The 20,512-nt window shown below is 60.1% G+C and carries 9 protein-coding genes; 7 read left to right on the top strand and 2 right to left on the bottom strand.

Annotated elements, in window-relative coordinates; all coding sequences use genetic code 11:
- The first annotated feature begins 51 nt into the window (after positions 1-51).
- Entirely contained in the window at positions 52-2,244 is a 2,193-nt protein-coding gene (locus EDE09_RS08695; RefSeq protein ID WP_132409786.1) for an esterase-like activity of phytase family protein, read from the top strand.
- A gap of 61 nt (positions 2,245-2,305) precedes the next feature.
- Here the strand turns inward: EDE09_RS08695 and EDE09_RS08690 are convergent, their stop codons facing one another.
- Complete coding sequence (locus EDE09_RS08690; RefSeq protein ID WP_132409784.1) at positions 2,306-3,292, bottom strand: aldo/keto reductase; 987 nt, start codon at positions 3,290-3,292, stop codon at positions 2,306-2,308.
- 110 nt (positions 3,293-3,402) lie between these two features.
- On the opposite strand from EDE09_RS08690, the gene EDE09_RS08685 reads away from it, so the two are divergent.
- Positions 3,403-4,635 (top strand): DNA repair exonuclease, encoded by a 1,233-nt coding sequence (locus EDE09_RS08685; RefSeq protein ID WP_112801963.1) that lies wholly within the window; start codon positions 3,403-3,405, stop codon positions 4,633-4,635.
- Positions 4,635-8,087 (top strand): YhaN family protein, encoded by a 3,453-nt coding sequence (locus EDE09_RS08680; RefSeq protein WP_132409782.1) that lies wholly within the window; start codon positions 4,635-4,637, stop codon positions 8,085-8,087. The genes EDE09_RS08685 and EDE09_RS08680 overlap by 1 nt, the downstream gene beginning before the upstream one ends.
- On the opposite strand, the gene EDE09_RS08675 is transcribed toward EDE09_RS08680, so the two are convergent.
- Positions 8,084-8,926, bottom strand: coding sequence for a DUF6030 family protein (locus tag EDE09_RS08675; protein ID WP_132409780.1), 843 nt, complete (start codon positions 8,924-8,926; stop codon positions 8,084-8,086). The two genes, EDE09_RS08680 and EDE09_RS08675, sit on opposite strands and share 4 nt — an antisense overlap.
- 397 nt (positions 8,927-9,323) lie before the next feature.
- Here EDE09_RS08675 and EDE09_RS08670 point away from each other — a divergent pair, with 397 nt between their 5' ends.
- The 4 genes from EDE09_RS08670 to EDE09_RS08655 all read left to right on the top strand — a co-directional run bounded on the left by EDE09_RS08670 (position 9,324) and on the right by EDE09_RS08655 (position 20,478).
- A complete protein-coding gene (locus tag EDE09_RS08670; RefSeq protein ID WP_165924141.1) occupies positions 9,324-10,514 on the top strand; it encodes a polysaccharide biosynthesis/export family protein in 1,191 nt (396 codons plus the stop codon).
- A gap of 229 nt (positions 10,515-10,743) precedes the next feature.
- Positions 10,744-18,198 (top strand): type I polyketide synthase, encoded by a 7,455-nt coding sequence (locus EDE09_RS08665; protein ID WP_132409776.1) that lies wholly within the window; start codon positions 10,744-10,746, stop codon positions 18,196-18,198.
- On the top strand, positions 18,198-19,628 hold the full coding sequence (locus EDE09_RS08660) for an aminotransferase class I/II-fold pyridoxal phosphate-dependent enzyme (RefSeq protein WP_132409774.1): 1,431 nt from the start codon (positions 18,198-18,200) through the stop codon (positions 19,626-19,628). Before EDE09_RS08665 ends, EDE09_RS08660 begins: the two co-directional genes overlap by 1 nt.
- Before the next feature lie 64 nt (positions 19,629-19,692).
- Entirely contained in the window at positions 19,693-20,478 is a 786-nt protein-coding gene (locus EDE09_RS08655; protein ID WP_132409772.1) for an SDR family oxidoreductase, read from the top strand.
- The last annotated feature ends 34 nt before the right edge of the window (positions 20,479-20,512 follow it).

The following is a 20,512-nucleotide window of genomic DNA, read 5'->3' as shown; positions in this document are numbered from 1 at the left end:
GCATCTGGCCCACAAGCCATCTGTTCGTTTCAAGGACAGGAGGGGCTTCCCATGACATTTTCACTTCGTGCCGCCATGACCGCTGCGCTTCTGGCGTCGGTCGCAGTGCCGGCCAGCGCCGAGCAGGTGTTCAACCGCATTGCATCTTTCCCCGTTGTCAGCAATCTTCCTGCCGATAAGGACAAGACGGCAACCACATCGGCAGAGATCATCACCGCCAGCGAAGACGGCAAGACGCTCATCTATTCTGACAGCCCGCTTGGCGCGATCGGTTTCATCGACATCACCGATCCCAAGGCTCCGAAGGCACTCGGCGCCGTGACTTTCAAGGGCGAACCAACGTCGGTTGCCGCGGTCGGCAACAAGGTTCTTGCAGCCGTCAATACCGGCGAAAGCAAGGCCAAGCCAACCGGCATGCTCGCCGTCGTCGACATCGCCACGAAGAAGGTCGACCTGACCTGCGATCTGGGTGGCCAGCCGGATTCGATCGCAGTCTCCAGGGACAAGACCTTTGCGGCGATCGCGATCGAAAACGAGCGCGACGAGGATGTGAATGACGGCGCCCTCCCGCAGATGCCGGCCGGCGACCTCGTCATCGTGTCGCTCAAGGGGGGCACTGCCGACTGCGCGTCGATCAAGCATGTCGATCTGAGGGGCATTGCCGAAGTCGCGCCGGAAGATCCGGAGCCCGAATTCGTCGCCATCAACGATGCCGGCGAAATCGCCGTGACGCTGCAGGAAAACAACCATATCGCTATCATCGACGGCAAGACGGCCAAGGTCATCGGTCACTTCTCCGCCGGCAAGACCGACTTGGATGGCATCGACAACAAGACCGACGGCCAGCTTGCGTTTACGGGCAAGGCCGAAGGCGTGCTCCGCGAGCCCGACGCGATCAAGTGGCTCGACCACAATCGTCTGGCTGTCGCCAACGAAGGCGACTGGAAGGGCGGTTCGCGCAGCTTCACCATCTTCGACCGCAGCGGCAAGGTCCTCTATGAATCCGGCGCCTCGCTGGAGCGCGAGATCGCTCGAATCGGCCATTTTCCGGACAAGCGTGCGAAGTCGAAGGGTGTCGAATTGGAAGGTATGGAGTTCGCTTCCTTCAACGGCCGCAATTACATTTTTGTTCTCTCCGAACGCGCTTCCGTCGTGGCCGTTTACAAGGATACCGGCGCCGAACCGCAACTTGCCCAGCTTCTGCCCTCGGGCATCTCGCCGGAAGGTGCTGTCGCCATTCCTGGCCGCAACCTGCTCGCCACGGCCAATGAAGCCGATCTCGGCGAAGACGGCGGCGCCCGCTCACATGTGATGATCTATGAGCTTGCCGAAGGCCGGCCTAGCTATCCGACGCTCGTCTCGAAGGGTGTCGACGGCAATGTAGTCGGCTGGGGCGCTCTCTCCGGCCTTGTCGGCGACGCTGAAAAGGATGGCATTCTCTATGCGGTCAGCGACAGCGTCTACAACATGCAGCCGTCGATCTTCACCATCGATACGACGAGGAAGCCGGCCGAGATTACCAATGTCCTGCGGGTGACCCGCAACGGACAGCCGGCCCAAAAGCTTGATATCGAGGGTGTAGCGCTTGATGGAAAGGGTGGTTTCTGGCTGGCGTCGGAAGGCGATTCGGCCAAGCTGACCGGCCACGGCCTCTACAACGTCAACGCCAAAGGTGAGATCAAGGCTGAAATCGGCCTGCCGGCCGACCTCCTTGCCGGCGAAACCCGCTTCGGCTTTGAGGGTGTGACAACCGTCGGCTCCGGCGACGACCTCACGCTCTGGATGGCAATCCAGCGCGAGTGGAAGGACGATCCGAAAAGTACAGTGAAGCTCGTCTCCTACAAGCCGAAGAGCAAGGAATGGGGCGCCGTCCGTTATCCGCTGGACAAGGCGGATGCCGGCTGGGTCGGCCTGTCGGAAATCACCGCGCACGGTGACCACGTCTATATCGTCGAGCGCGACAACCAGATCGGCGACAATGCCAAGCTGAAGAAGCTCTATCGCGTCGCGATCGCCGACCTGAAGCCGGTGAAGCTCGGCGGCGAACTGCCACTGGTAAAGAAGGAAGAAGTCCACGACTTCATTCCGGATCTGAAGGCGACCAACGGCTATGTCCTCGACAAGCTGGAAGGCTTTACCTTCGACAAGTCCGGCAAGGCCTTTGCCGTCACCGACAACGACGGCATCGACGATTCCTCGGGCGAGACGCTACTCTTCCCGGTCGAGTTGAAGGGAACGAACTGAGCATCACGAAGAGATATGGAAAGGCCGGGCGTTGTCCGGCCTTTTTTATGTTCACTCGCTCCTACCAGCGCTGGTGCACATGCGGAGCGACGAGCCGCGCATAGATCTCTCTTGCAGCGGTCATCACGTCGTCGGAAATCGCGGCAAGCTCGGCGGCTGCCGCGTTGGCCTTGGCCTGGGCGGCGTTGCGGGCGCCGGGGATCACGACAGTAACCGCTTCGTTCATCAGGATCCATTTGAGAGCGAAAGCTGCCATCGATGCGCCGGCGGGCACGAGCTTGCGCACTCCCTCGACGGCTTCCAGGCCCACCTCGAAGGGCACACCGGCAAAGGTCTCGCCGACGTCGAAGGCCTCACCATGGCGATTGAAATTGCGGTGGTCATCCTTGGCAAAGGCGGTTTCGCGGCTGATCTTGCCGGAGAGCAGCCCGCTTGCGAGCGGCACGCGCACGATGACGGCAACGTTCTTTCGCTTGGCTTCCTTGAAGAATAGATCGGCCGGGCGCTGCCGGAAGATATTGTAGATGATCTGGATGCTGACGACATCCGGATATTCGATGGCTTTCAGCGCTTCCTCGACCTTCTCGACGCTGACCCCGTAGTTTTTGATCTTGCCGGCGTGGCGAAGGTCGTCGAGAGCGCCGAAGACTTCCGGGCGGTAAAGGACTTCCGTCGGCGGGCAGTGGAGCTGCACGAGGTCTAGGCAGTCGACTTCAAGATTTTTGAGGCTGCGGTCGATGAAGCTTTCGAGATTGGCCTTGGTATAGCCGTCCGCGACATGCGGGCTAAGCCGGCGGCCAGCCTTGGTCGCTACCATCGGACGGGCACCGCCCCGGGATTTAAGTGCGTTTGCGATGATCTTTTCGGAGCGGCCGTCGCCATAGACGTCCGCCGTATCGATGAAGGTGACGCCGGCATCGAGCGCGGCTTCAAGTGCCGCCCTGCCGTCCGCCTCGCTGACATCACCCCAAGAACCACCGATCTGCCAAGCGCCGAAGCCGATCTCGCTGACGTTGAAGGCTGTGCGCCCGAACGAATGGTTTCTCATGATAACCTCCAAAATGGCCTATCCACAGGATATGGCGCCTTAAGCTTTCTTCGTGCCCGGCATTTGCCTAAAACACCTGTTCCTATCGGGCAATCAAAACAAGCGATTCGATGAGTTCTTTCCGTTTCATCCATTCCGCCGACCTTCATCTTGGCAGTCCGTTTCAGGGGCTGGCGGCAAAGGATGCTGCAATTGCCGAACTTTTTATCGAGGCGAGCCGCAAGGCGTTCTCGGCGCTGGTCGACCAGGCGGTCGAGCGTAAGGTGGATTTTTTCGTCGTAGCCGGGGACGTTTATGACGGCGACTGGAAGGACAACAAGATCGGGCTGTTCTTCAACCGCGAAGTGGCGCGTCTGGAGCGCGCCGGAATTCCAGTCTTCCTGCTGAAAGGCAATCATGACGCCGAAAGCGTCATCACCAGGACGATCACGCTGCCGAAGAATGTCAGCGAATTCCCGGTCAACAAGCCCGGCACGTTCCGATTGGAGCAGTTGAAGGTGGCTTTGCATGGTCAGGGTTTTGCCGAACGTTCGGCAAGCGAAAACCTCGCACTTGCCTATCCAAAGCCGGAGCCCGGCTGGTTCAACATCGGCGTATTGCATACCTCGCTCACCGGCCGCGAACCGCATGCGCCTTATGCGCCGTGCTCGGTCGAAGACCTACGTTCGCGCGGTTACGACTATTGGGCGCTTGGCCATGTCCACGATTTCGAGGTCGTTTCGAGCGATCCGCTGGTGATTTTCCCTGGCAATCTGCAGGGCCGCTCCATCCGCGAACAAGGCGCCAAAGGAGCTGTTCTGGTGACAGTAGAGGATGGCCGCGTCACCCACGAGCGGATCATTACCGATAGCGCCCGTTTCGCTGAACTTGCCGTCGGGATAGAACCCGATGCCGATATCCCGGCAATTCTTCGCCGTATTGAAAATGCACTGGACGACGTTGTCGAGCGCATGGAGGGCAGGCCGCTCGCTCTGCGCATCCGGCTGACCGGCATGAGCCGCTTCCGTCACGAAGTCGTGGCGCGTGCCGAGGATTTCCGGGACGAGGTACAGGCGGCCTGCCACCGCTCTCACGAGGATATCTGGCTGGAAAAGCTCGATATGCGGCTTGAACCGGAAACGAATGGAACAAGGATCGCGACCGATATGCTCGGCCTCGAAGGCCTCATCCCCGTGGCCGGCTTTCCCGCGGAACTGCTCGCCGACGCGAATGCCAAGATCGCCGAGATCACCGCGCGCCTTCCCGGCGGCATCGGTGCGGGCGAATTGGCGCTCGGCGATGACGCAGAAGCGCTGCTGGCGGAGGCTCGCGATCTTCTCCTTGCACGTGCGGCGAGGGATTGATGCGTTTCGACCGCCTCGATATTCTGCGTTACGGCGTGCTGACGGACCGGGTGCTGGCGTTCCGGCCCGATGCCGGGCTTCACGTGATCTACGGGCCGAACGAAGCCGGAAAGTCGTCGGCCCTCTCGGCAATATCGGATCTGCTGTTCGGCTTTCCCAACGCGGCGGAATACAGCTTCCTCCATGATCCGGCGTCATTGCGGGTGGGGGCAAAAATAACTGCGCGCGACGGGGAGACGCTTTCTTTCCGCCGCAGGCGAGGCCGCAAGAATACCCTGCTGGCCGCGAGCGAAGGTGAAGACGCCTTGCCCGAGGATATTTTGGCACGTTTCCTCGGCACGCTCTCGCGGGAAGTCTTCGAACGTGCTTTCGGTCTTGATTCCGCTTCTCTGCGAGCTGGCGGAGAAACGATGCTGAAGAGCGGCGGGGAGATCGGCAGCCTGTTATTTTCCGCAGCCTCGGGGCTCACCGGGCTTTCGGATCTGCGCAGGCAGTTCGAGGCGGAAGCGGACGGTATTTACGCGCCGCGAAAGTCGAAGGACAGGCTCTTCTACCAGGTGCTCGACGCCCACGAAGATGCCCGCAAAGCCGAACGCGACAATGAGCTGAAGTCCGCGGACTGGAAGAAGTTGCTGGCCGAGCGGACCGAGATTGAGGCCGATCTGAAAGCGGTTCAAGCGCAACGGGAGGAAACCAAACGAGCTTTGGATCGATTGCGCAAGCTCATGCGCCTGGAGCCGGTATTACGCGAGATCGATCGTGAACGCGCGCTGCTGGCGCAGTACGAGGCGCTCGAAGGCTTGTCGGCCGACTTCGAAGCGCGGCTTGCACACGCACTCGAGGCCACCCGCAAGAATGTCGAGGCCAGGGATATTGCCGAGGCGGAAGTGGCGCGGCTCAATGATGAGATCAGAGCCATCCAAGTCGATGAGGTGTTGATCGCAGCCGCGCCGACAATAGTTGCCATGCATGCTCAAAAGGGAGCGTATCTCAACGCGAAAGAGGATATCGCCAGGGTCCGGCATGAGGTCGACGGTTTTGATATGCGCCTTTCGCAGGCCGCGCGGCGTCTCGGTTTTGCAGGGCTCGACCTTCTGCAACAGGCCCAGCCGGCCGATGCCGACCTTGCCCGCCTCAGGCGGCTTGCGGATGAAGGGATGGAACTCGATCGCAGCCTGAAGCTGCATCGCCGACAGCTCGAAGATGCGCAGGACGTATTGCGCCGGCTAGAAAGCGATGGGCCGAATGGACGGCTGATCGATCCGAAACCTTGGGCGGACCAGCTTGCGGCGCTACGTCCCGAGCTCGGTGAGCTTTCGGGCATGGACTCTTCGAAAGTGCGTGTCGCGCGGGCAGAATCCGATCTTGCAGCAGCCTGCGACCGCCTCGATCCGCCGGTCAGGGATATTGCCCGCCTTCTTTCCGCGCCACTGCCCGATATAGCGACGCTTACCAAACACCGAGGCGTTGTCGAAGCTGCGAGAGCCGAAAGCATGAAGGCAGCGCAAAAGCTTGCGACGCTGCGCGAGGAAGCGAAGTCCGTCGGTGGCCAGCTTTTGATACTGGAAGGTGAGGGGAGGATCGTCTCCCGGGAGGATATCGCCGCTGCCCGGGCGAGGCGCGACGCCCTGATCGACACGTCAGGCGGAAAACCTTCCGCGGATATATTGGGCGAGGTAAAGAGCGCAATCAGGGAGGCCGATAGTCTTTCCGATGTCGCACTCTCGGATGCCGAGCGCGTTTCCCGGCACGCCCAGCTTTCCTTGAGGCGGAGAGATCTCGAAGAGGCGATCACCGCGGCGGAAATGGCCGCAAGGGAGGCGGAAATTGCAGCATCCGACGCCGTTACGGACTTCGAAGACCTCTTTCACGCAGCCCCCGTTTTGCCCTCCAACCCCGATCGAATGATCGAATGGCGCCGTGCCGTGGATCGGATTCTTGTGCTATCCGACACGCGGGACGAGGCAAAGGATGAGTTGGAGACGCTGCGGATCAAGGAAGAGGGGATAAAATCTGCCCTTCTCGCGATCGCCGAGGCGATCGAGCCCGCTTCGACCGCTCTGCCGCCGATTGCTCTTGCCCGCGCGCTCGAGCGTCGGATCGGCGAAATCACCGATCGTTGGAACGAAAGCCGCTCGCGCGAGGGCAAGCGTCATTCCGCTCAGGAGGCGCTCGACAAGATGGAGGAACGAGAGGCCGAATTGCGCCGTGATATCCAGCGCTGGCGCGCCGATTTCGCCAACGCCGCCGTTCTCGCGGGGCTTTCCGAGGACGCGACGGTGGATATGGCTTCAGCAGCACTCGAGGTGTGGCGAACGGTCCCCGATCTTTTGTCGGAACGGGAAAACCGCGACCGCCGCGTGCGCGGAATGGCGCGTGATATGGAGAATTTCGAAGCCGAGGTAAGAGCAATTTGCAGTGACGTCGCGCCGGATCTGGCCGGTTTACCTGCGGATGTCGCAGCCGGTCTGATGAACGAGCGCGCAATGGCCGCCAAGGCGGAGGAGAACCAGCGGCAGACATTGTCGGCGGCGCTGCAGCGTGCCGAACTGGCGTTGGCCAGGCTTTCCGAGGAAATGAGCGATCGTCAGTCGGAACTGGAAGAATTGGCCGCATTGGCATCGAAATCAGTTTCCGATCTCCAGACCGTGCTTGAAGACCTCCGGCAGCGCAGCCGCATCGAAGCGGATCTTCGCCAGTGTCGCGCCCGGTTTTTCGAGCAGGCGGACGGTTCCGACGAGGATGAGGTGCGCGCCGCGCTTGTTGCGTTCGACCGGATAGCGGCGGGGCTCGAAATCGAAAATCTAGACGCGGATGACAATCGGAAGGTCGATCGCATTTCCGCCCTGCGAACTGCCGAGGCCGACAATATTCGTCGCCGCCGGGAGCTGGAAACAGGCATCGGCGCCGAGCGCGCGGTTTTCCAGAAGCTCGCCGCCGAGCAGGAGGCGAAGGAGCTCGCGCGGCGCTGGGTGGTGCTGAAGCTCGCGTCAAGCCTGCTTGCAAATTCGATGGAAGCCTATCGGGAACGACAGGCCGATCCGGTGATGAAGCGGGCCGGTCGGATTTTTGCCGATCTGACCGGCGGGCGCTTTTCCCGCCTGGTGCAGGTTTACGATGAGAAAGACGAATTGCAGCTTGCCGTGGAGCGCAGGACGGGCGAGCAGGTGCCGCTTCCGGGGTTGAGCGAAGGGACTGGCGATCAGCTTTATCTAGCGTTGCGCCTCGCATTCCTGGAGGATTATTGCAGCCGCAACGAACCGGTACCGCTGATCCTCGATGATATTTTCCAGACATTCGACGACGAGCGCACGGCAGCCGGCATTCGGGTGTTGGCGGAAGGGGGCAAGATCTTCCAGACGGTGCTCTTCACGCATCAGACGAGCCTGGTAGACATTGCCCGACGGGAAATCGGCGATCGACTGGATCTCATTCAGTTGGAAAGGCTTTAGGATTCGGGCAGGCCCTTAGACGGGCCGGTCAAGGCCAGGCAACCAATCGGCATTCGATGGATCGGTCTGAACCACTTATCCGGCGAGGGAGGTGCCGGTTCGCCGCAGGCGATTTTCGGCGGCCGCGGCAGAATAAGCAGGTTGTGGCGCCGATCGTCCGTCATTTCCCGGGTGAATGTCAGTCGGTAGTTTTCGAGCACCGACGTGAAGTCTTCACGCCTTGAAATCTTGTCTTCTAGGTAACTCCGCGTTTCCGGCGTCATCGGAATGCCAAAGCGATTGATGGTGGCCATGGCTTCGTCGGCAATAGCGCGTTCCACGAGCGGATCGATCAAGCTGAGCTTCACGCGAAAGCTATGAAGCGTGTCGGGCAAGATGCCTCTGGCCTGAACAAAAATGGAGGCAGGTTCCGTTGCTGTTCCGAAGCTCTCAAAGAACAGGCACTCCCAATCGTCCTTGGTACTTCTGAATTCGGGATCGGCATTTCGCTCCTCGCCCAACCGATCGCAGCGCTCCTCGGGGGAAAATGACACGCTGTTTTCGAAGACGGCCTTCCGTTCCAGCCTGGCCCTCAGCAGCCAGGATGGATAGCGGCCGGCAGGCCGAATCTGCCGTTGTCGGTCGACACGCAGATCCGGCGGCGCAGGAAGAAGGTATTCTTCCAATCCGAATTCGCGAACCATGCGCTTGTAGTTTTGTCCATCGTTGACCAAGAGTACCGTTGCCGCGAGTGCCGCCAGAACCACCACCAGGAACACGCCGAAGACAATGGCGGCCGAGCGCTGCTTTCGGCGCTGATCGGCAGGTGTCACGATATTTGCCTCGGCCTCTTTCGGCATCAACCTCATTTCCGACCGATGGATATCCCTTCGATGGTCAAGGCGCATAACACATTGCCGAGCCGCCCGGAACAGTTTCTGCCGGCCCGGTCGAACTGAGGCCATGAAGCTGTTTCGTACCAAAGATGTCGGTTTCAAATGCCGGCTTCACAGGCTCTGCATTAACCAAATCACTTAAAAGGCATTTAACTCAACTTGTTTAGGTTCGAGGTCGGATATTAGGTTGTATGCGACTATGGCCTTAAAAGCGCACAGAAATTTTATTTTGGGTAACCGTTAGGAATCCTTCTTGTTGTTCGGTGCTCGCTGTGCTTTTCAGGGGCAGTCGGATTCATGGAAGATGTGTGGTGCTGAATCGTCGGCAGACGGCATCGGTGCTGACTTGGAGTGTCGGAATTTGGTTCGAGTGACTGCGATCATGATCTGTGCGGTTCTGGCTGGTTGCCAGAGCGTACCTGGCGAGGGTCCTTTGGCTTCCGCAATCAACGCCGATAGTGGCCGGTCCGGGCCCGAAATCGGCCGTCCGAACGCGGCCGTGTTCGAGGTTGTTGATGTGGATGGCCGTTCGGCGCGTCTGGTATCCGACTATGTATCGACGGCTTTGAAAAGACGCTTCGGTTTTGGCGGCGGCGGGGCTGGCAGAGCTGTTATCGGCGTCGGCGACCAGTTGAAAGTGACGATCTTCGAAGCCGGCGCGGACGGTCTGTTCTCCACCAGTGAATCGAAGCAGACGAGCCTTGACGTCGTCGTGCAGCCCGATGGAACTGCGGCTATCCCCTATGTCGGTTCCGTACGTTTCGTGGGCAAGACCCTTGAGGAGGCGCGCCAGGCAATCTTGGCCGCTTTGGCAAGCAAAGCTGTCGAGCCGGATGTCATCGTATCCAGCCTCAATACGCCGTCGAGAAGTGTAACCGTATCGGGAGCTGTCGCCAAATCGGCCCAAATTCCACTCAATCTTACTGGTGAGCAGATCACTGACGTGATCGCCAAGGCGGGCGGTCCGGTCGCCCAGCCCTACGAAAGCTATGTGACGCTCGTACGTGGCAAACGCACCGGCACCGTCTTGCTGAAGTCGGTCATCGACAATCCATCGGAGAATATCTACGTCCAGCCAGGTGACCAGGTTTTTGTCACGCGCGATCCGCGCACATTCACCTTGCTCGGCGCGATCAAGGGCAATGCCCGTGTTGAATTTGGAGCCAATGACCTCAACCTGCTTGAGGCGGTTGCGCTTGGCGGCGGCGGCAACGACAATGCCGTCGACACGGAAGGATACTTCCTTTTCCGTTACGAGGAACCCGACGTGGTTCTTGGCCTGATCGGTCGGCAGCGCTTTGATGAACTCGTTCGCAAAGGCATGAAGCCGAACAAGGATGGGCGCTATCCGATCGTCTATCGCTTCAATATGAGAAATCCGGACAGCCTCGTCGTTGGGCAAACATTCCCGGTCAAGAGCCGCGACGTGATCTATGCCGCACGGCATATGTCTGTCGACTTCGCCAAATTCCTGGGGATCGTTGGAGCACCATTGGGAGTTGCAGCGCAAGGCGCGGGGGCGGCCTACAATATTCAGCGCGTTGGCAACTAAAACCTCTCGCCGCCAAGGCACTGTACTTGAAATCAAGCTAGATTGTCCGGGTTGGTGCGATGCTGGGCATGCATGCCGCGAAGAAGTTTGCGGCATCTTAGCTCCGTTAGGTGTCGACCGTACCAGATTTTTGAGTGACAACTTTCGATAAGTATGTTGTTAGAGGGATCCGGCGAATAAGGGTGTTAAACGGTTCGCTAGGACTAGACGTAACAAAATTCGAGTGACCATGACGATCGAAATCATCGGCAGGGCCAGTGTTGCCCCAGGCGCAAATTCTGTAGATGACTTGCAGAAGGTTCTGAGCGAAGGGCGCTGCACGATCACTCAGATACCAGCCGATCGATGGGATCGGGCTCGTTTCTGGCATCCGGGACAGGGTGTGCCGGGCAAGACCTATACCTTCGCCGCGGGTGTTCTCGACGACATCTACGCTTTCGATCCGGCAGCTTTCGGCCTGTCGCAGCGCGAAGCGATGCAGATGGACCCGCAGCAGCGTATTCTCCTCAATCTGGTCTGGCAGGCGCTTGAAGACGCCAATCTGCCGGCAAGCAAGCTCACGGACGAGCGCGTCGGCGTCTATATCGGCGCATCGAGCCTTGAAAGCGGAAACCTGCTCTCCGAAGATCCAGCCGCGGGCAGCCCGTATTTCATGACGGGCAATACGCTGTCGATCGTTTCCAATCGCATTTCGCACATCTTCGGCCTGAAGGGGCCGAGTATGACGATCGACACGGCCTGTTCTTCATCGCTGGTCGCGCTGGATCAGGCGGTGGCGGCCTTGGAAAAAGGCGATATCGATACCGCAATCGTCGGCGGCATAAATCTGCTCGTTCATCCGCTGTCGTTCGTGGGTTTTGCCCAGGCGCGCATGCTTTCTCCGGAAGGGCTTTGCCGAGCCTATGACACCAATGGCCACGGCTACGTGCGCTCTGAAGGCGGTGTTGCGATTGTCCTTCGCCGCACAGACAAGGCAAGGCGGGAGCGGGACCGGAGTTACGCTACGCTCCATGCCGTGGCGGTCAATTCCTCCGGTCGCACGAATTTCATCAGTTTGCCTTCGCGCGAAGCCCAGGCGGCGCTTTTGCAATCGATCTACGAAGACAGTGCCATCGATGTGAACCGCATCGCATTCATCGAAGGCCACGGTACGGGCACGCGCGTCGGGGATCCGGCCGAGGTCTGGGCGATTGGAACCGTCATCGGCAAGCGGCGGCGCGCGCCGGTGCCACTCGGTTCGATCAAGACGAACATTGGTCACACCGAGCCGGCTTCCGGTCTGTTCGGTCTGCTGAAGGCGATGATTGCGCTTCAGAACAATTTCCTGCCGGCTTCCCTTCATATCGAAAAGGTCAACGAAGATATCGACTTCGAGGCCTTGAATGTTCGGGTGAATACCTCCGCGGTGAAACTGTTGCCCGCTAAGGAAATCCGCTTTGCGGGCATAAATTCGTTCGGTTTTGGCGGGACGAATGCGCATGTGGTGATCAGCGATCCGGAGCGGCTGGCGCCGCTCGACCCGCCGAAGGGCGAAAGCTCCCTGTTTGTTGCGAGTGCCCACACGACGTCTGCTCTGTCGCAACTTCTTGAGGACTACCGCGAGCGCCTCGCTGCCGCGGCGCCGGATCACGCTCGCTGCGTGATTAGTGCGACGGCGGCCAACCGCGAGACGCTTCGCCATCGCTTTGCCGTGGAGGCCAAGGATACTGACGGCGTGTTGCGGGCAATCGAGGCCCACCTGGCCGGAGAAACCTCCCAGGGAGAACGCGGCGAGGCTCCGTCTCAAGCCGCGAAAATCGCTTTTGTCTTTTCCGGGAACGGCGCTCAATGGGCCGGAATGGGTGTCGAGGCCTATCAGGAAAACCAGCATTTCCGCCAATGTTTCCAGTCGTTCAGCGCCCTCTTCGAATATCATCTCGGCGAAAAGCTCACGGATTTGCTCGTTTCCCCGGACCTGGCTCTTAGGCTCGGTGACACAAAAATTGCCCAGCCCCTGCTTTTTGCAGTGCAAGCAGCACTTTCCGATTGCCTGGTCGCACTAGGCGTCAAACCGGAAGCCGTGTTTGGTCACTCGGTGGGCGAGATCGCGGCGGCCTACGCTGCAAAGGCGCTTACGGCGGCCGAGGCCGTTGCGATCGTGGCGAAGCGGTCGAGGTATCAGGATCTCTTTGCAGGCCAGGGCAAGATGGCGGCTGTCGTCTTGAACGACGAGGCTGCGCTTGCCTTTGCCAGATCGCATGGTCTTGACAATGTCTGTGTCGCTGCGATCAATGCTCCGAATTCGGTGACCATCTCCGGCCCCACGGAGGAAATCCAGGCCTTTCGCGACGCCGCCCGAAAGGCGCAGATCGTCGCGCATGTCCTGGACATCAATTATCCCTTCCATCACCCGATCATCGACAGCGCCAAGGAAGCCTTTCTTGCCGACCTGCCGCAGATCGAACCGGAGACCGGCGTCTACACCTATGTCTCGACGGTGACTGGCACGATTCAGGATGGCCGTGGATTGGATGCCGAATACTGGTGGCACAATGTTCGCGAACCAGTCCTCTTCAAAGCCGCCGTTGAGGCCGCATTGGAGATGGGCTGCAACCTGTTCATCGAGATTTCTCCCAGGTCGATCCTTTCGAATTACGTCAGCGATATCGCAAAGAGCCAATCAGCGCAGGCCGTGGTGACGGCGACACTGCAGCGCGAGACACCGATGCCGGGCAGGGACCCGGTGGCGCAGTCTTTCGCCCGTGCTGTCGCCAACGGCGCATCGCCGCTTCTGTCTCGCCATAGCGGAAAGCGCAACGCCTCCGTCGATTTGCCGACCCTGCCGTTCGAACCGATGGATCTGAGGACGCCAGCGACAAGCGACGAAATCGATCTCTTCGGCCGCAACGCCAGCCAACCCTACACTCTTCTGGGCTGGCGTAGTGATCCCAATGCCTCCCATTGGAAGAACCACATCGATTCCCGGCTCTTTCCCGATCTCGCCGAGCATGTGGTGGATTCGCGTCCGATCCTGCCCGGCAGCGGCTTCATCGAAATCGCGGTGACGGCAGCGCAACGCTATTACGGCACGGATTCAGCCGAGATTTCCAACCTTGAAATTGTTCGGCCGCTGGAATTGCGTCAAGACCGGGTCGTGGAACTGTCGACGTTGCTATCGCCGGAGACCGGCGATATCGAAATCCGGTCCCGCGAGCGGCTCAGCAATGATGACTGGACCGTGCATGCAATTGCCCGTAGCCGTCACTCAATCGGTTTTGAAGCCGACAAGCCGATGAACCGGCCCGCGGGCGAAGAGGGTAAACTTGTAACGTCGGATCTGGCCTACGGGACAGCGGAGCGTTTCGGGCTTCAATATGGTCCTCGGTTCCAGCTTCTTTCCAGCGCCGAGGCGTTTGGGCGCACGTTTATCGAGGTTAATCTGAAACTGGCCGGCAAGCCGGCTCATCCCTTCGTGGAATATAACCTCAACCCCTTTTCGGTGGATGCCGCCTTCCACGGCCTGGTGGCGCTGTTCGACCAACTTTCGGGCAATGAAGGGGGAGCCCCCTATATCCCCGTCCGCTTCGGCTCGATCCGGGTGACGGGCAAAAAGGCTCCGATCGCCAAGGCATTGATCGAAATCGAACGCTTTAGCGGCTTCTCCATCAAGGTCCGCTTTCAGATGCTGGACGCATCCGGCAATACCGTAGCAAGCTTTGATGACTGCCGCTTCCGCCGTACGTCGCTGCGCCGTCATCATACTTTGGCTTCCGTGGCGTTCCACTATGAAACGGTACCGGCTTCGCTGCCTCTGTCGGTAAGAGAGCTGGGCCCTGGCCTTGCCGCAGCATTTGGCAATTTTCCAGCTGGCACGACCGACAACGCGACACTGCTTCTCGATGCCGCGATCTATAGAGCCTGTCATGAAATCGCGGCGACGCTGGCAGATCACCGAGGCATCGTTTCGGCAAGACGTCTGCCGGCAGATACGCTGCTTCGTTCGTTCCTGACCAACTGCTTGTTCATTCTCGAGGACGCAGGCATTGCGACGGCGGATGAAGGTGAGTGGCACATCCCGAAAGAGTTCACGCTGCCGCCGGTGAGCGAAATCCTGCAGGAGGCATGCCGGGAAAACGCGGGTCGCGTGGCAGAGGCGGTTCTCGTCAACGACGCCTACAGAGCGATAATTGAGCGTCTGTCCGTAACTGCACTGCGCGATGACGCCGAACAGGCCGGATGGGTCGATGCCGTCAGTGAAGCGACGCTCGATCACGTCCTCGTTCATTCGCCTCTGGCGGAAAGACGGCTCTCGACCATTCTTGAGGCTGTCGAGGGCGTTCTTGTTGCCGGCAATGGCCGGGTTCGTCACGTTCTGGAGGTTGGCACAGCGTCCGTTGCCTTCAGTCGCCGTCTGGCAGCCGTCGTGGCGCAGAACGGCGCCTCGCTGATCATCGCCGAGCCGCGCGAGAGCGTCCGCCGCACGCTGGAAATTGCCTTCGAACAGGATGTCCATATCGTCCTGCCGGAAATTGAGAAACTGGGGGGGCATCCGGTTGTCGACTTGATCGTATCAGCAGGCACGCAAAGTCAGGCTCTCTTGTCGAGCCACGAAGGGGTACGGGCGGCGATCCGTGCCGCCTCTGAGCGGGGTGCTGCTCTCGTTTTTGCCGATCGCGCTCCGTCTGCGTTCAACGACTTCGTATTCGGTCAGTCGGAGGGTTGGTTCGCGGGCAGCCAATCGGCGGATTTCCCTGTTGGTCAACTTGGCACCTCGCGTCAGATAGAGGACATGATCGCCACCTTGGGCTTTGAAAAGCCGCAGGTGGAGGAGCGGACCTATCCGGAAGGGGCGCTGATCCTGGCATCGGCCGAGGCGCAGGGTTCTGCGCAGCAGCTGGTCGCAGGTGGCCATATTGGCTCCATATTGGTGCTCAACGAATCTCCCGACCGAGCCGTTGCTGTTGGCGAGGCGAAGATCGAGGCGCTTGATATCGAGGCCGACGGAGCGGCGCTCGCTGAAGCCTTTGCGCGAGCCGACGGACAACAGCTCCGTCTGCTCTACGCTGCCGAGCGTAAGGGGACGCGTGATGTGTCTGTGCAAGAGCAGGATCGCCTGCGCCGGCTGGGCCTTCTGGCAGAGGCGTTATCGGCCCATCTTCGGAATGCCGCTGCGACAGCCGAAAAACCACAGCTTCTCATCTTGGCTCCTGGCGGATCACCTCTGGCAGCGGAGCGTACCGATGAAGCCAATGCCGGCCTTTGGGCATTCGCCCGCGTCCTGCAGAACGAATACGACACCTTCGACGTCCATCTTCTGGATGCCGAAGCCGAGGGCGCCGTCACGTCTTCAGTTCTGAGCCAAGTGTTTTCCGCGTCGACGGCCAATCGCGAGTGGATGCTGGTCGATGACCGCCTCCGTGAAGTTCGCGCAGCAGTCGGTCCGTTCCCGTCTGCCGATGTAATGGTTTCCGATTATTCCGCGGCGACCATCCGACAGCTCGTCAGCGGCCGCGTGGACAGTATCGCCTGGGAAGAGTGCGATCTGCCAAGAGCGGATAAGGATGAGGTTGTGATCGCGGTTGAGGCAACCGGCCTCAACTTCCGCGATGTCATGTGGGCCATGGGCCTTCTGCCTGAGGAAGCGCTGGAGGACGGTTTTGCCGGCGCTACAATCGGCATGGAACTCGCCGGACGCGTGATCGAAGTGGGGCCTGCTGTAACCGATCTCACGCCCGGCGACCGGGTCATGGGCATCGCGCCGGCGGCCTTCTCCACGCATGTTCGCGTTCGCCGCGACGGCGTGACAAAATTACCCGAGCGGATGGACTTTGCCGCAGCGGCAACGGTCCCGGTTGCGTTCCTAACGGCCTATTATGCGATGGTGCATCTTGGTCATATCGAAAAGGGCGAGACAATCCTAATCCATGGCGCCGCGGGCGGGGTCGGGCTTGCGGCGCTGCAGATCGCCAAATTGAAGGGCGCAACCGTGATCGCCACTGCCGGTACGGTAGAGAAACGGCGCTTCCTGGAGGCGCTCGGAGCAGATCACATCTTCGATTCGCGGTCGCTGGATTTTGTGACCCATATTCGCAGCATTACCAACGGCGAGGGCGTCGATCTTGTCCTGAATTCGCTCTTCTCCGAGGCCATGGAGCGAAGCATCGAACTGGTGAAGCCATTCGGCCGTTTCCTTGAACTCGGCAAGCGCGATTATTATTCCGATCGAAAGATCGGGCTTCGGCCGTTCCGGCGCAATATCAGTTACTTCGGGATCGACGCAGATCAACTTCTCGTCAACCTGCCGGCAGTCACCAAGAAGATCTTTGCAGAAATCGGGCGCCTGTTTGCCGATGGGAAGCTGACGCCGCTTCCCTATCGCGCCTTCGGCCACGACGAGATCGGGACCGCGTTCCGTCTGATGCAGAATGCCGGTCACATCGGCAAGATCGTTGTCCGACCGCCGGTTTCGGGCAAACACAACGTGCTTACCGCTGCAGGCAAGCCCTTACGGTTCTCGGCCGAGGGCATTTTCCTGGTTGCGGGAGGCATCGGTGGGTTCGGCCTGTCGGCGGCAGACTGGCTGGTGGCCAAGGGCGCTCGACGTATCGCGCTCTGCTCGCGCCGCGGCGTGGCGGACACGGAGACGACGGCGGCGATTGCAGAATGGCAAAAGAAGGGTGTCCACACGACCGTTCATCCCTGCGACATCACGGACGAAGCGGCAACCGCTTCGCTGCTTGAGCTTCTTCGCTCCGAAGCGCCGCTGAAGGGCGTTATTCATGCGGCCATGGTGCTGGATGACGCATTGCTCTCGAATCTGACGCCCGAACGGAACAAACCGGTCGTAGACGTGAAGGTCAGGGGTGCCGAAGTCCTGCACCGCTTGACCTCCAAGGATGCTCTGGAACTCTTCCTGCTCTTCTCCTCCGCAACGACGATGATCGGCAATCCCGGTCAGGCAAACTACGTTATTGCCAATGGCTACTTGGAGGGCCTTGCGCGCAAGCGGCGGGCTGCAGGCCTGCCGGCGCTCGCTGTCGGCTTCGGCGCAATCGCGGACACCGGCTTCCTTGCTCGCAACGCTGAAGTCAACGAGATACTTGCCAAGCGCATCGGCAAGACGGCGATGAAGGCGCGTGAGGCGCTGGAGCAGGTCGAGCGTTATATCGTGGCGGATACCGGACGTATCGACGCCGCAGCCGTCATGATCGCGGAACTCGACTGGAATGCAATCCGCATGTTGCCGATTGCCAAGGGTGCGATCTTCGAGGCGATTGTCCGCCAGGCAGGCAGCGGCAATGCTGTTGCCGACGGCGATACCGTCGATCTGGAGGAACTGATCCACGGCAAATCTGCGGAAGAGGCGCAGCAGATTCTTCACAAATTCGTTGCCGGTGAGATTGCGGCGATCCTTAGGGTAACCGAAGATACGATCACACCTGACAAGGTGCTCAAGGACATCGGCCTCGACAGCTTGATGGCCATGGAACTCGGCATGGGCTTCCAACAGAAGACCGGATTCGATATTCCCTTGAGCGGCGTTGGGGACGACACGACCGTCGGTGATGTCGTCACGCGCTTGCGTGAACGTGTATCGAAACACAATGACGAGGCGGAAGATGCGGCTGAGCCTCAAAATGAGGTGGTTGACCGGCTGGTGAAGAGCCACTCCACCACCCAGCCGCAGAAAGCAGCGACGCAGTGATGAAAAAAGGTCCGGACGACGAAATCTCCGCCGGCCTCGGCGTGGAGGGAAAGCGCGGCCTGCTGGACAAGATGCGTCAGGCGAGCGAAACGTCCGGCCGCAACCGCGCGGCCCGGCTGAGCCGGCAGCCCGCGCCGCAAGTCCGCCAGGTACTACGCTTTGACGAGCTGCCGGAATATCAGCGCGTGCATGTCCAGCGGATGGCAGGCGAAATGATCGGCGTTGCCAATCCTTTCTACCGTTCGCATGACAAGGCAGCCGGCGCCACCACGGAAATCGGCGGGCGCGAATTCATCAATTTCGCATCCTACGACTATCTGGCCACCAATACGGATCCGCAGACGACGGAACGGGCAAAAGCGGCCATCGACCGCTTTGGCATTTCGGCCTCGGCGAGCCGCCTGGTCGCCGGCGAGCGACCGGTGCATACCGACCTGGAGGCCGACCTTGCCTCCGTATACGGCGTTGATGCCGCCGTCTGTTTCGTGAGCGGATATCTCACCAATGTTGCAGCGATCAGCTGTCTCATGGGGCCGTTGGACCTGGTGATCCACGACGAGTTCATTCACAACAGCGCATTGGCAGGCATCAAGCAATCCGGTGCGACGCGGCGCCTTTTCCGCCACAACGATATGGATAATCTGGAATTTGTGCTCCGGACGCTGTCCGCTGATTTCCGGCGCATCCTGGTTATCGTTGAAGGCGTCTACTCCATGGACGGCGATGTTGCCGATCTGCCGGCGCTGATGGAATTGCGGTCCCGTTACGGCTTCTGGCTGATGGTGGACGAGGCTCATGCGCTCGGCGTGCTCGGCAAGACAGGGCGGGGTACTTTCGAGCATTTCGGCACCGATCCCCGCGACGTCGACATCTGGATGGGAACCCTCTCCAAGACGACCTCGAGCTGCGGCGGATATATTGCGGGCTCGCAGGCACTTGTCGACGTCCTGAAGGCGGAGGCAGGCGGGTTCGTCTACAGCGTCGGGCTGGCGCCCGTTCTTGCAGCGGCAGCCCGCTCTGGTCTGCATATTCTGCGCACCGAGCCGGAACGCCCAGAGAGACTGCATCGAAACGGCGCGCTGTTTCTCAAATACGCCAAGGAGGCGGGCCTCGATACCGGCCTCAGCCTGGGCTATTCCGTCGTGCCCGTCATCGTGGGCGATTCCCTTCGCGCCGTGCAGCTTTCCAATGAGCTGCTGGAGGAGGGGATCAACGTGCTGCCGATTATCCATCCCGCGGTGCCGGAGGGCATGGCAAGGCTCCGGTTTTTCATCACCTGCGATCACACCGAAGATCAGATCCGCCATTCGGTGGAGGTTACGGCCCGCAGGCTCAAGGATCTGAAGGATCGCAATTTCGGTCTGGCGTCGCTTGATATGGACAAGGTGATGAAGCTTTCGCCGCTGTTTCAGGCCACTGGTGAAGCTTAGGCAGCGCTGATACTTATCCATACAATAGCGCTGGGTGTCTCGGCAGCGCCGGACGAGAGGGTTCATGCACGTCATCGTTACTGGTGGATCGAGCGGCATCGGGCTCGATGTCGCACGGCTCTATGCAGCCCGCGGCGCACGTCTGACGCTCATCGCCCGAGATCCGGCGAGGCTTGAACTGGCCAGGCAGGAGCTGCTTTCAACTAACGAAATGTCGGAGACGGATGTCCACATCGCAACGGCCGATGTAGGCGTCGAGAACGAGGTCTCAAGCGCAATCAGCTCCGCCGAGGCGACGCTAGGCCCGTGCGACGTGTTGGTCGCATCGGCAGGTGTCGTTGAACCAGGACGATTCGAAGCGCTTTCCAGCGCCGCTTTTGCCGAACAGGTGACGGTCAATCTCCTGGGCGTTGTCAGCGCAGTCCGTGCCGTTTATCCGGAAATGAAGCGGCGCGGGCAGGGGCGCATCATGGTTGTCTCGTCCGGTGCAGCGCTCATCGGTCTTTATGGTTACACGGCCTATTGCGCCTCCAAATCCGCACTGGTTGGTTTTGTCGAAGCCCTTGCATCTGAGGCGGCGGGATCGGGCGTCTGCGTCTCGATCTGCTTTCCTCCCGACACGTTCACGCCGCAGTTCGAGCGGGAATTGTCCAAACGCCCCGCCGAGGCGCAACTGCTGATGGGCAAAGCTCTGCCCTGGGCCGCAAAGGCCGTTGCGGAGCGTATTGTCGATGGCATCGATCGGCGCAGGTCCAAGGTCTATTTCGGGTTCTCGATCACCGCCCTCGGCTTCTTCGGTTCTCTGATCAAGCCATTTCTGCTGTGGTGGTATCAGCGCCGGCTGATGTGATGATTTAATCTCTCTATCGCAAGGCTGGGTACGT

Source organism: Neorhizobium sp. S3-V5DH, from assembly GCF_004343065.1.
GTDB lineage: Bacteria > Pseudomonadota > Alphaproteobacteria > Rhizobiales > Rhizobiaceae > Neorhizobium > Neorhizobium huautlense.
This window is presented reverse-complemented; position numbering and strand designations above follow the sequence as displayed.

What these genes read in the sequence shown, in the direction of transcription:
- EDE09_RS08675 (WP_132409780.1), bottom strand. Translation starts at nt 8,926, where the DNA reads ATGCCGAAAGAGGCCGAGGCAAATATCGTGACACCTGCCGATCAGCGC.
- EDE09_RS08665 (WP_132409776.1), top strand. Translation starts at nt 10,744, where the DNA reads ATGACGATCGAAATCATCGGCAGGGCCAGTGTTGCCCCAGGCGCAAAT.
- EDE09_RS08690 (WP_132409784.1), bottom strand. Translation starts at nt 3,292, where the DNA reads ATGAGAAACCATTCGTTCGGGCGCACAGCCTTCAACGTCAGCGAGATC.
- EDE09_RS08680 (WP_132409782.1), top strand. Translation starts at nt 4,635, where the DNA reads ATGCGTTTCGACCGCCTCGATATTCTGCGTTACGGCGTGCTGACGGAC.
- EDE09_RS08695 (WP_132409786.1), top strand. Translation starts at nt 52, where the DNA reads ATGACATTTTCACTTCGTGCCGCCATGACCGCTGCGCTTCTGGCGTCG.
- EDE09_RS08655 (WP_132409772.1), top strand. Translation starts at nt 19,693, where the DNA reads ATGCACGTCATCGTTACTGGTGGATCGAGCGGCATCGGGCTCGATGTC.
- EDE09_RS08660 (WP_132409774.1), top strand. Translation starts at nt 18,198, where the DNA reads ATGAAAAAAGGTCCGGACGACGAAATCTCCGCCGGCCTCGGCGTGGAG.
- EDE09_RS08685 (WP_112801963.1), top strand. Translation starts at nt 3,403, where the DNA reads ATGAGTTCTTTCCGTTTCATCCATTCCGCCGACCTTCATCTTGGCAGT.